Origin of the sequence: Rhizorhabdus dicambivorans (assembly GCF_002355275.1) — a bacterium.
Classification (GTDB): domain Bacteria; phylum Pseudomonadota; class Alphaproteobacteria; order Sphingomonadales; family Sphingomonadaceae; genus Rhizorhabdus; species Rhizorhabdus dicambivorans.
On sequence record NZ_CP023449.1, the window covers coordinates 4600837 to 4614036 of the forward strand.

16 protein-coding genes are annotated in these 13200 nt (G+C 66.6%); 7 read left to right on the forward strand and 9 right to left on the reverse strand.

The window, feature by feature from the left end:
- Positions 1 to 22 precede the first annotated feature (22 nt).
- Positions 23 to 202, reverse strand: a complete 180-nt coding sequence (gene rpmF, locus CMV14_RS21645; RefSeq protein WP_066965998.1) for a 50S ribosomal protein L32 — start codon at positions 200 to 202, stop codon at positions 23 to 25.
- A 163-nt stretch (positions 203 to 365) separates the two neighbouring features.
- On the opposite strand from rpmF, the gene CMV14_RS21650 reads away from it, so the two are divergent.
- Complete coding sequence (locus CMV14_RS21650) at positions 366 to 806, forward strand: MAPEG family protein (RefSeq protein ID WP_066966001.1); 441 nt, start codon at positions 366 to 368, stop codon at positions 804 to 806.
- Between the two features lie 21 nt (positions 807 to 827).
- Here CMV14_RS21650 and CMV14_RS21655 read toward each other — a convergent pair whose 3' ends face one another.
- Complete coding sequence (locus CMV14_RS21655; protein ID WP_238147114.1) at positions 828 to 1526, reverse strand: MBL fold metallo-hydrolase; 699 nt, start codon at positions 1524 to 1526, stop codon at positions 828 to 830.
- 169 nt (positions 1527 to 1695) lie between these two features.
- On the opposite strand from CMV14_RS21655, the gene CMV14_RS21660 reads away from it, so the two are divergent.
- The 3 genes from CMV14_RS21660 (at position 1696) to msrA (ending at position 4438) form a co-directional block, all read left to right on the forward strand.
- A complete protein-coding gene (locus tag CMV14_RS21660; protein WP_066966080.1) occupies positions 1696 to 2322 on the forward strand; it encodes an aminotransferase class IV in 627 nt (208 codons plus the stop codon).
- A gap of 75 nt (positions 2323 to 2397) precedes the next feature.
- Positions 2398 to 3600: a pyridoxal phosphate-dependent aminotransferase gene (locus tag CMV14_RS21665; protein ID WP_066966004.1), complete on the forward strand. Its 1203-nt coding sequence runs from the start codon at positions 2398 to 2400 to the stop codon at positions 3598 to 3600.
- A gap of 100 nt (positions 3601 to 3700) precedes the next feature.
- Positions 3701 to 4438: a peptide-methionine (S)-S-oxide reductase MsrA gene (gene msrA, locus CMV14_RS21670; RefSeq protein WP_066966008.1), complete on the forward strand. Its 738-nt coding sequence runs from the start codon at positions 3701 to 3703 to the stop codon at positions 4436 to 4438.
- Positions 4439 to 4485: 47 nt separating this feature from the next.
- Here the strand turns inward: msrA and pdeM are convergent, their stop codons facing one another.
- Complete coding sequence (gene pdeM / locus CMV14_RS21675) at positions 4486 to 5148, reverse strand: ligase-associated DNA damage response endonuclease PdeM (protein WP_066966011.1); 663 nt, start codon at positions 5146 to 5148, stop codon at positions 4486 to 4488.
- Between the two features lie 190 nt (positions 5149 to 5338).
- Here pdeM and CMV14_RS21680 point away from each other — a divergent pair, with 190 nt between their 5' ends.
- Together CMV14_RS21680 and CMV14_RS21685 are read left to right on the forward strand one after the other, a co-directional pair.
- Complete coding sequence (locus CMV14_RS21680; protein WP_066966014.1) at positions 5339 to 6253, forward strand: sulfite exporter TauE/SafE family protein; 915 nt, start codon at positions 5339 to 5341, stop codon at positions 6251 to 6253.
- 116 nt (positions 6254 to 6369) lie between these two features.
- A complete protein-coding gene (locus CMV14_RS21685; RefSeq protein WP_066966083.1) occupies positions 6370 to 7143 on the forward strand; it encodes a TIGR02186 family protein in 774 nt (257 codons plus the stop codon).
- A 7-nt stretch (positions 7144 to 7150) separates the two neighbouring features.
- Here CMV14_RS21685 and CMV14_RS21690 read toward each other — a convergent pair whose 3' ends face one another.
- The 6 genes from CMV14_RS21690 to CMV14_RS21715 all read right to left on the reverse strand — a co-directional run bounded on the left by CMV14_RS21690 (position 7151) and on the right by CMV14_RS21715 (position 11808).
- Positions 7151 to 7771 (reverse strand): TetR/AcrR family transcriptional regulator, encoded by a 621-nt coding sequence (locus CMV14_RS21690; protein ID WP_238147115.1) that lies wholly within the window; start codon positions 7769 to 7771, stop codon positions 7151 to 7153.
- Positions 7772 to 7872: 101 nt separating this feature from the next.
- Positions 7873 to 9192: an anthranilate synthase component I family protein gene (locus CMV14_RS21695; RefSeq protein ID WP_066966020.1), complete on the reverse strand. Its 1320-nt coding sequence runs from the start codon at positions 9190 to 9192 to the stop codon at positions 7873 to 7875.
- Positions 9189 to 10202, reverse strand: coding sequence for a nucleotidyltransferase domain-containing protein (locus CMV14_RS21700; protein ID WP_066966025.1), 1014 nt, complete (start codon positions 10200 to 10202; stop codon positions 9189 to 9191). Before CMV14_RS21700 ends, CMV14_RS21695 begins: the two co-directional genes overlap by 4 nt.
- A complete protein-coding gene (locus tag CMV14_RS21705; RefSeq protein ID WP_066966027.1) occupies positions 10199 to 11065 on the reverse strand; it encodes an HprK-related kinase A in 867 nt (288 codons plus the stop codon). The genes CMV14_RS21700 and CMV14_RS21705 overlap by 4 nt, the downstream gene beginning before the upstream one ends.
- Complete coding sequence (locus tag CMV14_RS21710) at positions 11065 to 11346, reverse strand: HPr-rel-A system PqqD family peptide chaperone (RefSeq protein ID WP_176488946.1); 282 nt, start codon at positions 11344 to 11346, stop codon at positions 11065 to 11067. The genes CMV14_RS21705 and CMV14_RS21710 overlap by 1 nt, the downstream gene beginning before the upstream one ends.
- Before the next feature lie 27 nt (positions 11347 to 11373).
- A complete protein-coding gene (locus CMV14_RS21715) occupies positions 11374 to 11808 on the reverse strand; it encodes a hypothetical protein (RefSeq protein WP_066966030.1) in 435 nt (144 codons plus the stop codon).
- A 137-nt stretch (positions 11809 to 11945) separates the two neighbouring features.
- On the opposite strand from CMV14_RS21715, the gene CMV14_RS21720 reads away from it, so the two are divergent.
- The gene (locus tag CMV14_RS21720) at positions 11946 to 13184 is read left to right on the forward strand and encodes an ATP-binding protein (RefSeq protein WP_066966033.1); all 1239 of its coding nucleotides are present in this window, start codon (positions 11946 to 11948) and stop codon (positions 13182 to 13184) included.
- Positions 13185 to 13200 lie beyond the last annotated feature (16 nt).

Here is a 13200-nt window from a genome sequence, read left to right on the forward strand (position 1 = left end):
CTCATTCCCCCGTTGGCCTTGATCAGGCCTCGACGGAGATGATCTCACGGCCGTTATAATGGCCGCAGGCGTTGCACAGATTGTGGGGGCGCTTCAGCTCGCCGCAGTTCGGGCATTCCTGGAACGCATCGACCGTCAGCGCGTGATGGCTGCGACGCATGTTGCGCCGCGAGGGCGAGGTCTTTCTCTTGGGGACGGCCATGTCGGCACCTGTTCCTAGCTAGCAAATAAATAAAGCGACGAATGCCCGTTTCCCTTTCGGTCGGGCTCGCCGCGAGCGCGCGACCTATAGCGATTTCGCTCCGCGTTGCAAGTATCGCCGCGACCTGCCAATCATCTGCCCGATTTATGAACGGAGGGGGAAGATGATCCTGCCCATCACGCTGACGATCGCCGGCGCCGCGGCGATCGTGAACATCTGGCTGGCAATCCGCATCGTCGCGATCCGGATCAAGGCCAAGATCCTGATCGGCGACGGCGGCAATGCGCTGCTCGCGGCGCGGATGCGCGCTCAGCTCAACTATATCGAATATACACCGCTGGTGCTGATCCTGATCGGGCTGATCGAGCTGGCGCGGGGCACCCACACATGGCTGTGGGCGGTCGGCATCATCTATATCATCGGCCGCATCCTCCACCCCTTCGGGCTGGACAAGCAGACCCCCAATCCACTGCGGGCCGCCGGCATCCTGACCACCTGGATCGTGCTGATCGGCCTTGCCGGCTATGCGATCACCATCCCCTACACCACCAAGAACGGCATCGTGACGACAGTGGCGAACGACGGGCTGGGAGCGGGAAATTAAGCTGCTTTCGCTTCGCAAAAACTACCCTGCCACCGCCCGGTCCCCGACGAACGGGTTGCCCGCCCGTTCATGGGCGAAGGTGGACATCGGCCCATGCCCGGGCACGAACGCCGTCTCCCCGCCCAGGGGCCAGAGCTTCTTCGTTATCGAGGCGATCAGGTCTTCATGATTGCCGCGCGGGAAATCGGTGCGGCCGATCGAGCCCTGGAACAGCACGTCGCCGACCAGTGCCAGCTTTGACGGCGCGTGATGGAAGATGACATGGCCCGGTGTGTGACCCGGGCAATGAATGACATCGAGCACCAGATCGCCCACCGTCACCTGATCGCCATCGTAGAGCCAGCGATCGGGTTCGAAGGGCCGCCCCTCGATCCCATAAGCGCGGCCATCGTCGCCCAGCCGGGCGATCCAGAAACGGTCGTCGGGATGCGGCCCCTCGATCGGCACGCCGAGTTGTTCGGCGAGGATGCCGGTGCCCCCGCAATGATCGATATGCCCGTGGGTGACGAGCAGCTTCTCTATCGTCACGCCATGCTGCGCAGCCGCGGCCTTGAGCCGGTCGAGATCGCCGCCGGCATCGACGAAGGCGCCGCGCATCGTCTTCGTGCACCACAGCAGGGTGCAATTCTGCTGGAAGGCGGTGACGGGGATGATGACGGCCTTGAGGGGCGGCGTGTCGGTGCTGCTCATGCCGCCGACATGATCAAAGCGCCGGACCATTGCAAGGCTCACCGCCGCGCGGGTCGGCCGACCCATTAACCATGCCGGAAAAATTTCGAGGCGAATCGGTAACTTGCAGCTAGGGTGGAGGCCGTTGCCGAGTCGAAACCTTTCGCCTCGATCATTCGTATCTGTATCTTAGGACTACGTGACAGGGGCGTTGGTCGCGATGGCGACAAGGGCATTCGATCTGATCGAGACGATGCGCTTTGAGGCGCTCGACGGATTCGTCGAACTCGAGCGCCATCTTTCCCGAATGAAGGCCAGCGCCGAAACCTTCGGCTTCAGCTTCAACCGCCACGATTGCCGCAACGACCTGCAGGCCGCGACCTTCCGGCTGACCGAGGACGCCCGGGTACGGCTGATGCTCGCCCGCAGTGGCGCGCTCGCCATAGAAGTGCGGCCGATGCCGGCGCCGCCGGCCGAACCCGTCGACGTGGCCCTGGCCCCGCTTCCCGTCGCCGACGACGATCAACGCCTGCGCCACAAGACCAGCAACCGCAGCTTCCTCGACGAGGCGAAGCAGCGCGCGGGGACCTTCGAGGTGGTCTTCGTCCGTGCCGATGGGCTGCTTACCGAAGGCAGCTTCACGAATGTCTTCGTGCCGCGCGACGGCCGGCTGGTGACGCCCAGGGCAGGATCGCTGATGCCCGGCATATTGCGCGAGCGGCTGATCGAGGGGGGAGAGGCGATCGAGGGGGACCTTCGGCCGGCCGATCTCGCTGCCGGTTTCCTGATCGGCAACTCGCTGCGCGGGCTGATCTCCGCGAAGTTGGTTTCGCAACCGCACAACTGAAGGTTGAGGCTTGCGCCTGTCCAGCCTATAGGCGCCGCGTTTCAATCCCGCGTCGCAACAGGAAAGCGCCTCGCCATGAGCCTCATCGCCCCGGCCCTCAACCGCATCTCGCCCTCGCCCACGCTCGCCATGACGAGCCGGGTGCTTGAGCTGAAGGCGAAGGGGATCGACGTCATCGGCCTGTCGGCGGGCGAACCCGATTTCGACACGCCGGACTTCGTCAAGCAGGCCGCGATCGAGGCGATCAACGCCGGCAAGACCAAATATACCAATGTCGACGGCACCGCCGAGCTGAAGGCGGCGATCGCCGCCAAGTTCAAGCGCGACAACGGCCTGACCTATGAGGCCAGCCAGATCAGCGTGAATGTCGGCGGCAAGCACACCCTGTTCAACGCGCTGGTCGCCACCGTCTCGGCCGGCGACGAGGTGATCATCCCGGCGCCCTATTGGGTCAGCTATCCCGACATCGTCCAGTTCGCGGGCGGCACCCCAGTATTCATCCGCGCCGGCGCCGACCAGAACTACAAGGTGACGCCGGAGCAGATCGACGCCGCCATCACTCCGCAGACCAAGTGGGTGCTGCTCAACTCGCCCTCCAACCCCTCGGGCGCCGCCTATTCCGCCGACGAGCTGAAGGCGATAGCCGAGGTGCTGCGCCGCCATCCGCATGTCTGGATCATGACCGACGACATGTATGAGCACATCCTCTACGACGGCTTCGAATTCGCGACAATCGCCCAGGTCGCGCCCGACCTGTACGATCGCACGCTTACCATCAACGGCTGCTCCAAGGCCTATTCGATGACCGGCTGGCGGATCGGCTTCGCCGGCGGCCCGGTCGCGCTGATCAAGGCGATGGCCAAGCTCCAGTCGCAATCCACGTCCAACCCCTGCTCGATCGCGCAGGCGGCCGCGACCGCCGCGCTCAACGGCGACCAGGCCTTCCTCAAGGATCGCGCCGCCGCCTTCCAGAAGCGCCGGGACCTCGTGGTGTCGATGCTGAACCAGGCGAAGGGCATCAACTGCCCCCGCCCCGAAGGCGCCTTCTATGTCTATCCGGACGTTTCCGGCCTGATCGGCCTCAGCACCCCGAAGGGCAAGCTGATCGCCAACGACTCCGACCTGATCGATTATTTCCTCGACGATCACCAGGTCGCCGCCGTCCCTGGCGCAGCCTTCGGCGTCGAGCCGGCCTTCCGCGTCAGCTACGCCACCTCGGAGGCGATCCTGACCACGGCGTGCGAGCGCATCCAGGAAGCCGCGGCGGCGCTGCGGTAAGCGGGATCGTTTCGGGGCGCGGCGGCCAAAACGTTGAATCCGTTTGGCTGCCCCCCATCTGTGTGGCAATATAGTCACAGATGGAAAAAAGGTTTGCCCTTTGACCGACAGTCCTAACCGGCCGCTGATCGCCGGGATTTCGGCCGGCCTGCTGTTGCTGGCGGCGGCGGGAACCATGGCGACCCGCAGCCCGGCGGTAGCGCCTGCACCTCGAGTCGATCCCGGCCCGATCGTGCGAGTGCCTGCCCCTGCCGTCGATCCCGCCGAAGCAGGGAAGACCGCAACCGCCGTGTTCGCGGGCGGCTGTTTCTGGGGCGTGCAGGGCGTGTTCCAGCATGTCGATGGCGTGACCTCGGCCGTATCGGGCTATTCGGGCGGCAACGCCCAGTCGGCCGACTATGAGACGGTTGGCACCGGCGCCACCGGCCATGCGGAAGCGGTGAAGATCACCTATGATCCCAAGCGGGTCAGCTATGGCGCGCTGCTGCGCATCTTCTTCGCGGTGGTCGCCGACCCCACCACGCTCAATCGCCAGGGTCCGGATCGCGGCACCCAATATCGCACCGCGATCTTCCCCACCACGCCGCAGCAAAAGGCAGTTGCCCAGGCCTATATCGCCCAGCTCGGAGCGGCCAAGGTCTGGAAGGCACCGATCGTGACCCGGGTGGAGCGCTATCGCGGCTTCTATCCGGCCGAGAAATACCACCAGGATTTCCTCGTCCGGAAACCCGACTATCCCTATATCGTCTATAATGACCTGCCCAAGGTCGAGGCGCTGCGCGTCGCCTTCCCCACTCATTGGCGCAAGCAGCCGGTGACGGTGTACCCGGTCGGCTGACCATCACCCGGTCATTCCAGCGAAAGCCGGGATGACACCCATGGCCGTCACGCCGCCAGCGGGAACCCCAGCAGCTTTTGCTGAACCGCGACCAGCGCTCGGGCATCCTGCCCGACCATGTCGAGGATAGCCGGGTCGGCGGCGTCCATGCCGCCGGTCAGCACCCCGAAGGACGGCAGGATCAGCTTGCTCCGCCCCGCGACGAAGCAGGGCCGGGACACCCGCCGGCCGCGCAGGGTCACCTTATATTTGGGATGGTAATGGCCCGAAACCTCGGGCCGCCGGTCGTCGGCATCGGCCTCGTGCCGCAGAATCAGCCCCTGGAGCTCGACCTCCGCCGCCACCGTGCCACCGAGCGGATCGGAGAAGGCGCGGTCATGATTGCCGACGATCCAGGTCCAGCGCACCCGCGCCGTCAGCAGGCTCAGCAGCCCGCGCGCCTCGTCGCCGAGACGGGCAATGCCGCCGCGATCGTGAAAGCTGTCCCCGAGACAATAGAGCGCCCGCGCCCCGGTCTGCTCGACCAGCGCGGAGACGCGGCGCAGTGTCTCGATCGAATCATAGGGCGGCAACATCTGGCCGCGCACCGCATAGCTGCTCGCCTTCTCGAGATGCAGGTCGGCCAGCAGCAGGCTGGCGGAGTCGGGATGAAATAGCCCGCCTTCCGGCAATGCGCACAAGTCGACCGAACAGAACGAAAAGGGAACCATGGAGCCGATATATCCGGTTCGGCGGCGGGAGCAAGGCCTTGCCTTCCCGATCTCCAGTCGTTCCGGAGGAACCGGAATCGCGGAAGAACGCCCGGCGGCCTGGTCCTCGGATAATTTCAGCCTCCGCCGGAATGACGAAATGGGTCGCGGAGCCTTCCATCCCTCGCGCGAAATGACTAGCCCTAGGGGCATGGATCTTTACCTGCCCATTGCCGGCCTGTCGGTGAACATCCTCGTGATCATCGGCCTGGGCGGACTGGTCGGCATCCTGTCGGGCATGTTCGGCGTGGGCGGCGGTTTCCTGACGACGCCGTTGATGATCTTCTACGGCATTCCGCCGGCCGTCGCCGTGGCCTCCTCCGCGCCGCAGATCACGGGCGCCAGCGTCTCGGGCGTGCTGGCGCACGGCAACCGCGACGGCGTCGATTATCATATGGGCGCAGTGCTCGTGGTCGGGGGCGCGATCGGGTCGCTGATCGGCGGTTTCCTGTTCCGCATCCTCCAGGACGTCGGCCAGATCGATACGGTCGTCTCGGTCATGTATGTCGTGATGCTGGGGGGCATCGGCATCTTCATGGCGCGCGACGCGATCCACGCGCTCCTCGCCGAATGGCGGGGCGAACGCCCGACATCGACCAGCAAGCGCCACCATCCGCTGATCGCGGTGCTGCCCTTCCGCTGGCGCTTCTACCGCTCGGGCCTGTACATCTCGCCGCTGGCGCCATTGCTGCTCGGCTTCGCCACCGGCATCATGACCGTGCTGATGGGGGTCGGCGGCGGCTTCATCCTGGTGCCGGCGATGATCTATCTGCTCGGCATGTCCGCCCGCGTGGTGGTAGGCACCTCGCTGTTCCAGATATTGTTCGTCACCGCCGCGACCACGCTGGTCCATGCGATGACCACCCAGAAGGTCGACCTGGTGCTGACCGGACTGCTGCTGATCGGCAGCGTCACGGGTGCCCAGTTCGGCGCACGCTTCGCGATGAAGATGAAGCCCGAATATCTGCGCCTGATCCTTGCCTTCATCGTCCTGGTCGTCGCGATCCGGATGCTGCTCGGCCTCACCTGGCGCCCGCCCGAGATCTTCACGGTGCAGGCGTTGTGAGCGGGCTCCCGCCCGCGGTGCGGCACCAGCCCGCTCCCCCACCCGGCCCCCCATTGATTGTACCCTGTGGGAGGTCGGGTGGGGGAGCGGGCTGGTGCCGCGCGTTTCAGCGAAAGCTGAAACAGACAAGGCGACGCCGGCTTCTGATCTTCCTGCTGGCGCCGCTGCTGGTCGCGGCCGAAAGCCCGCGGCTCGTCCCCGATGTGTCGCAGCGCAAGATCGAGATCATCTATAGTTTCACCGGCGCCGAACTGCTGCTGTTCGGGGCGATCCTCTATCCGGGCGGCCGCGCGCCGAGCGACGACGCCCAGATCGCGGTGGTGGTGAAAGGCCCGCAGGAGCCGGTGCTGATCCGCGAGAAGCGCAAGATCGCCGGTATGTGGATCAACGCCGACAGCGCCGATTTCCGATCGGTGCCGAGCTTCTATGCGCTCGCCTCGTCGAAGCCCATCGCCGGCATCGTCGATCCGCGCACCGCCGTGATCTACGAACTGGGGATCGACAATCTCCAGCTGTCGCCCGCCAGCGGCGGCGACCCGGCCGAGGACCGCCGCTTCGAGGCTGGGCTGATCGACCTCAAGCGCCGCGGGGGCTATTATTCCGAAACCGACCGTGGCGTCGAAATCAGCGAAGGCGTGCTCTATCGCGCGCGCATCGCGATACCGGCGCGCGTCCCGGTCGGCAGCTACACCGCCGAGACCTTCCTGATCGAGAAGGGCCGGGTCATCGCCGCCGCGACCCGGAAGATCGAGATACATAAATCGGGGATGGAGGCCTTTGTCGCGCGTGCCGCCGAACGGCACAGCTTCCTCTACGGGCTGACTGCGGTACTGCTGTCGCTGATGCTGGGCTGGGCGGCGAGCGCCGCCTTCCGTCGCCTGCGCGAATAGGAGCCGTTCAGGCCTTCACGGTCTGCAGATGCGCGTCGATCAGCGCATCGCTGGTGGCGACCATCGCCGCACAGGGCCCCTGGCTGCCGAAGATATGATGCGCGCTCATCGCGCCTTCGATGACCAGCAGCAGGCCATCGGCAAGCTCCTCCGGCCGATCGACATGAAGCTCGCGGGTGATGCTGACGATCAGCGCCCTTGTGTCGGCCTTGCATTGTTCCAGCACGACACGGCCGGGATGGCCTGGCTCCGGAATCTCGACCGCGGTGTTGCTCATCGGGCAGCCACGGAAATCGGGCGCGGCGACCTTGCGGGCGAAATGGCGGATCACCGCGCGGAGTTGGTCACGAGGATCCTCGCCGGCCGCATCCAGGACCTCGCGCATCGCGGCACGCCCCTCCCTGGCGCTTTCCTCCAGACAGGCGGCGACCAGATCATCCTTGGAGGCGAAGGCGCGGTAGAGGCTCGGCTTGGTAACGCCGGCCTTGCAGACGATTTCGTCGACGCCGACCGCGCGGATGCCGCGATGATAGAAGAGATCGCGAGCGGCCTCGAACACGCGGACCGCGGCGGTCTTCTTTCCGGTTCCATCACCGTCGCAGCAGAAGGACTTCTTGGACGCAGACACGGTTGATCCCATCTCCTCAATGGGAGGTCTATGTAACAGTTCGGTACGCCTGTTTCAATATGGCGACGAACGGCCGGGATACAGCCTCCCGCCGAGGGAGCTCAGGCGCCGATCACCGGGTCTATCTTGGCACGCAGTTCCACATATTCCGCGGCCGGATCGCTATCCGCGACGATGCCGCCGCCGGCCCGGGCGATCAGTCGCGTGGGCGTCGCCGCGATCGAGCGGATGACGATGGAACTGTCCATCGCTCCATCCTCGCCCAGTGCGAAGACGACGCCGAAGAAGGGGCCGCGTCCCGAATCCTCGATCCCGTCGATGATCTCGACCGCGCGGCGCTTGGGTGCGCCCGTGATCGATCCACCGGGAAAGGTCGCGGCGAGCAGGCCGATCGCATCTTCTCCTTCGCGCAGCCGCGCCTCAACCGCCGAGACGAGGTGCCAGACGGAAGCGAATCGCTCCAGCCCGGCCAGCTGCGGGACGGTGACGCTCCCTTCCTCGGCAACAATCGAAAGATCGTTGCGCAGCAGATCGCAGATCATCAGATTCTCCGCGCGATCCTTGGGCGAGGCCGCAAGCCGCTCACCATTGCGGCGATCCTCCTCCTCATCGGCGCTGCGCGGGGCGGTGCCCTTGATCGGGCGGGTCTCGATCCGCCCGTCGCGATCACATCGGACGAAGCGCTCGGGCGAGGCGCTGAGCAGCGCGCTGCCTCCGCCCAGATCCAGATAGGAAGCGAACGGAGCCGGCGTGCGGGCACGCAGCGCGAGATAGGCGGCCGGGGCATCGAAGCCTTCGGGCCGCAAGGCGGTGAAGCTGATGCTGATGTTCGCCTGATAGATGTCCCCCGCGCGCAGATAGGCGAGCACCTCGCCGATCATGGCGCGGTGACGATCGGGATCGGTTTCCTCGGCCCAGTCGAGCGCCCCAGGGTCGGGCAGGACGGGGACCGGATCGGCGGCCAGCAACCGGTCCAGCCGCTGCGTGGCGCTCAGCGCCCCACGCGGCCGGGCGAAGCCCCAGGCACGCCGCTCGCGATGATCGAAGCCCAGCAGCAGATCATAGCGGCGGACCAACAGCGCCGGCAGGGCGGGATCGCCCCGATGACGGCTGGCGACACCGAGCGCGCTCGGCCCGAGATCATAGGAGAGCAAGCCGATCAGCCCGCCCGTGAAGGGCATCGGCCCCTGCCCCGACGCCGAACGATGCAGCCGGCGCAGCGCAGCGATTGCCTGGTCCATCGTGGCGACGGGCAGCCGCACCTCTTCGACGGGATCGACCGCGATATAGGAGGCGGCCGAACGCGGATCGCCCAGCGCAGCGCTGTCGAGGAAGGCGATGCCGGGCCGGCCCGCCAGCCGGGCGAACCAGTCGCCCGGATCGACCCAGGAAAGCTCGCGCGCCAGCAGATCGTCGGTCACTTGCTGCGCGCCTTGATCCAGAGATGGCGCGCCAGCATCAGCGGCGGCATGCGCATCCAGTGCGAGCGGACATAGAAGCCGAGGCGGTTGAGCGGCCGGATCGGCCGGCCCCACCCGTCGCGGGCCAGGATCCGGCGGATGAACAGCGCGTCGCGCATCCGGTCATGACCGGCGATGCGCGGTTCGACCGGGGTGGCGAACAGCCGATCGGCGAGACGCAGCGCCAGCGCCACGGGCCCTCGCATATCGTGGAGCCGGGCGCGGGCATCGAGCTTCTTCCAGAAATCGGGGGCCGAAGCGAACAGCCGCAGCAGCCGATCGATATCCCACAGGTTGCGCAGGCCGCCGGAGAGATCGCCATCGGCAAAGAGGTGGCAGGCCGCATGCACGATCATGTCGGCCGGACACAGGATGCGCAGACCCGCCGCAATCTCGATACTGTCGGCTACCAGCGCCCCGGCGTCCGGCGTCGGGCGCGCGGTGAGCGGCAATATCGTGTGATGCAGATCGATCATGCCGCCGCGATCGGGATGGATCAGCGGCGGCAGCTCATGCATCCACCGGCGATAATAGCCCTGGGTGTAGGGATCGTCCTTCGCCCAGACGAAGCCGGCGCCGAGCAGGGCGGCCTCGGCCTCGTCGATCCGATCGCGCGGCACCAATATGTCGAGATCGCCGACCACGCGGCCGACGGCGGCGGGGAGCCCCGCGAAGGCGAAGGCGCTGCCCTTGAGCAGGATCGGCGCGATGCCCAGCGGCGCCAGCGCGCGGCGCGCCATCTCCACCTCCCAGAGCGCCTGGGTGCGGCCGAACTCGGCCTCGGCACGGGCATCTTCCAGCGCGCGCGCGACCGGGCCGGGCAGCGGCATGTCGGCGAGGCGGTAGGCAAGGCTGCCGTCCAGCCTTTCGGCGCGGGCGATCGACAGCAGGCTGGTCCACGCGTCGGCCCCCAGGCCCAGCACCGAGACCGGATCGGCAAGCGCGGTGGCCAGCGGGCGGGCGTCCTTCATATCCCCGCCTCGGCGCAGAACTGCTCGACGATGGCGACGCCGCTGGCGCTGTCGGGATAGGCGAAGCGTGCGGCAGGCACCGTCTCGGCGATGGTGACGAGCCGATCGAACGCGGGCTGGCCGAGCGGGATATAATTGGTCGAACCCTCGGTGATCCGCGCGAACAGCTCCGACTTGCTGACGCCGTCGCTGGCCGGTTCATAGCCATAGGAGGGGAAGAGGATCAGCGCCGGCTCGGCGGGCTCGTCCATCCGGGCGACCGCGTCCTCGCGGGGGCGCAAGTGGCGCAGTTCGCCCTTGGGCGTGCCACTCAGACGCGGGCCGAACCGGGCGGGATCGGCAATCCGCGCCTCCATCTCCGCGATGGCGCTGTTCTTGAGGCTGATCGCACGCGGGAAGGGGAAGGCAAGGCCGGTCGCGAGGTCGATCAGCACGAACTCGTCGGCCATCAGCCGCCAGCCCGCCTCTCCCAGCAAGGCGGCGAGGGTCGATTTGCCGGAACCGCTGTCGCCGGGCAGGATCAGCGCCTTGCCGCCGCGCTCCACCGCCGCGGCATGAACGAGCAGGAAGCGGCGCTCGCCCAGCGCCACCTGCATGTTCATCGCCATCTCGATGGCGAGCAGGCCATGCCGCAGGGCCATCGGCACCGTGTCCGGCAGGACATGATCGCCCTCGATCGCAACCTGCGGATGCAGCCAGCGCCGCCACGGCCGCGGCGGGCCGATCCTGGCGGTGACCGTCGCCATGCCCTCCTCCGGCAACGGATAGCCCGCATAAAGACGGCGGAGCGCCGCGACCGGGGCCGACCACGGCGAACCGATCCGATAGGAAACCGGGCCGATGCGAACATGGAAAGCGTGCATCAGCCCGCCTGCACCAGCCCGATGGCGATCAGCTCGGCAAGCCGGGCCTCTACGACCGCCCGTGCCTCTTCATCCTCGGCTAGACCGAGATTGACGCACAGGCGGCACGTGAGCCCGGCGGCGCCATCCGGCGCTTCCGCGAGCAGCTGGAGCATTTCGGGCACCGGACTGTCCAGGAAATGGGTGGCGCCCGACGGACGATGGAAGATCAGACTCATCCCGTCGATCACGTGGGTGCGGCACTGGCCGGGATAATCGGTGCGGTAGGTCGGTGCTGTCACCGTTCGGCCGTAGCGGGCATGCCCGGATCAGATTCGGCTCTGGATCGAGGAATAGCAGGTATAGCCCTGCTTCCCCATCGTCAGCTTCTTGATATAATTGTTGAAGGCGTTGGTCGCGTTCTGGTTGTAGCCCGAGTAACGGGTGCCATAGGCCAGCGAGTTCTTGACGTCCTCGCCCTTCAGGGGGGTTTCCGGCGGATCATAGCTCTGCGCAGTGTTGGGGTTCACCACTGTACCATCCTTCTTGATCCATTTGCCCGCCTGGCTGCTCTGCGGAACCGGGATCGAGCAGGTGATCCCTGAAACCGCCGCATTGGCGATGCCCGGCTTGACCGTGACGATGGCCGCGGTGCCCAGCGTGGCTATCCGCAGCAGGCCGCGACGGCTCTGCAGCGCCTGCCCCTCTTCAACCTCTTCGGTCACCGGCCGATCGGCCTCGGGCTGCTGATCTTCGTTACGCATGATACTCCCCACACCGCTCCGCCGTCTTACCGCCAATCGCCAATCGAGGCGAGGGGCAGATTGCAACATCCATCACCGCGCGCCCGGGCTGGCTTTTCTGTCCGATAGATTTCACAATTCGGTTATAATGAGGACGGATGAAGCATGAAACCCTGCCGGAGCCCGGCCAGGATGGCGCAATGACCGAGCGGCGGCATGGTCGGGCCGCGCTGGCCTTCGCCATCGTCGCGGCGGCGGCGTGGCTGCTGGCCGCACCGCTCGCGGCATCGGCGGTGGTCGGCCTGGTCGCCGCCTTCTTCGTCTGGATTTCCACGGCGCCGGCCAGCCAGTTGCCGGTGCTCGTCCCGCCCCCCGCCGCCGACACGCCCGACCGCACCCAAGAGGTGATCGATGCGGTCGACGACGCGCTGCTGATCATTGAACGACAACGCATCACCTATGCCAACCATGCCGCGCGCCGACTGTTCGGCACCGAGCGGGTGGAGGGCGATTTCCGCCTCGCGCTGCGCCACCCGGTGGCCGCCGACCTGATCGCCTCCGATCGCGAGACCGACGCACCGGTGGAGATCGCCGGCCTGGGCGACGCTGATCGGCGCTGGGTGATGAGCGTCCGCCATGTCGAAGGCGGCGCAAAGCTGGTCACGTTGCGTGATCGCACCGACAGCTGGATCGCCGAACGGATGCGGGTCGATTTCGTCGCCAATGCCAGCCATGAGCTGCGCACCCCGCTGGCCACCATATTGGGCTTCATCGAAACGCTGAGCGAGGGCCGCGCCGCCGAGGATGCCGCGATCCGCCAGCGCTTCCTGGGCATCATGCTGGGCGAGGCGAAGCGGATGCAGCAGCTCGTCGACGACCTGATCTCGCTGTCGCGGATCGAGGCCGACCGCTTCGCCGTGCCGCAGACGTCGCTCGCGCTCGGCCCCGTGATCGATGAGGTGGCAGGCGTGATCCGATCCGGCATGCGCGAGGGTGGCGAGCGCATCCAGCTTTCCATCGAGCCGGTGCCCGATGTCCGCGCCGATCGCGTCCAGATGGGCCAGCTGCTCCACAACCTGATCGGCAATGCGATCAAATATGCCCGCCCCGGCAGCCCGATCCGGGTGTCGCTGGATCGGGTCCAGGGCAAGGTCCGCCTTTCGATCGCCGACGAGAGCGAAGGCATTGCGCCGGAGCACCTTCCCCGGCTCACCGAACGCTTCTACCGGGTCGATGCCGGCCGCAGCCGATCGATCGGCGGCACGGGGCTCGGCCTCGCCATCGTCAAGCATATCGCCGAACGCCATCGCGCGACGCTCGACATCGCGTCCAAGGTGGGTATCGGGACGACCGTGACTGTCACATTTCCGGTCATGTCGTCCGAGAACCTGTCATGATATTGCAACATCAAAC

Coding starts and splice junctions, on each gene's coding strand:
- CMV14_RS21655 (WP_238147114.1), bottom strand. CDS start 1,526: ATGGTCCGGCGCTTTGATCATGTCGGCGGCATGAGCAGCACCGACACG.
- CMV14_RS21665 (WP_066966004.1), top strand. CDS start 2,398: ATGAGCCTCATCGCCCCGGCCCTCAACCGCATCTCGCCCTCGCCCACG.
- pdeM (WP_066966011.1), bottom strand. CDS start 5,148: ATGGTTCCCTTTTCGTTCTGTTCGGTCGACTTGTGCGCATTGCCGGAA.
- CMV14_RS21705 (WP_066966027.1), bottom strand. CDS start 11,065: ATGCACGCTTTCCATGTTCGCATCGGCCCGGTTTCCTATCGGATCGGT.
- CMV14_RS21680 (WP_066966014.1), top strand. CDS start 5,339: ATGGATCTTTACCTGCCCATTGCCGGCCTGTCGGTGAACATCCTCGTG.
- CMV14_RS21700 (WP_066966025.1), bottom strand. CDS start 10,202: ATGAAGGACGCCCGCCCGCTGGCCACCGCGCTTGCCGATCCGGTCTCG.
- CMV14_RS21715 (WP_066966030.1), bottom strand. CDS start 11,808: ATGCGTAACGAAGATCAGCAGCCCGAGGCCGATCGGCCGGTGACCGAA.
- CMV14_RS21660 (WP_066966080.1), top strand. CDS start 1,696: ATGGCGACAAGGGCATTCGATCTGATCGAGACGATGCGCTTTGAGGCG.
- rpmF (WP_066965998.1), bottom strand. CDS start 202: ATGGCCGTCCCCAAGAGAAAGACCTCGCCCTCGCGGCGCAACATGCGT.
- CMV14_RS21650 (WP_066966001.1), top strand. CDS start 366: ATGATCCTGCCCATCACGCTGACGATCGCCGGCGCCGCGGCGATCGTG.
- CMV14_RS21720 (WP_066966033.1), top strand. CDS start 11,946: ATGAAGCATGAAACCCTGCCGGAGCCCGGCCAGGATGGCGCAATGACC.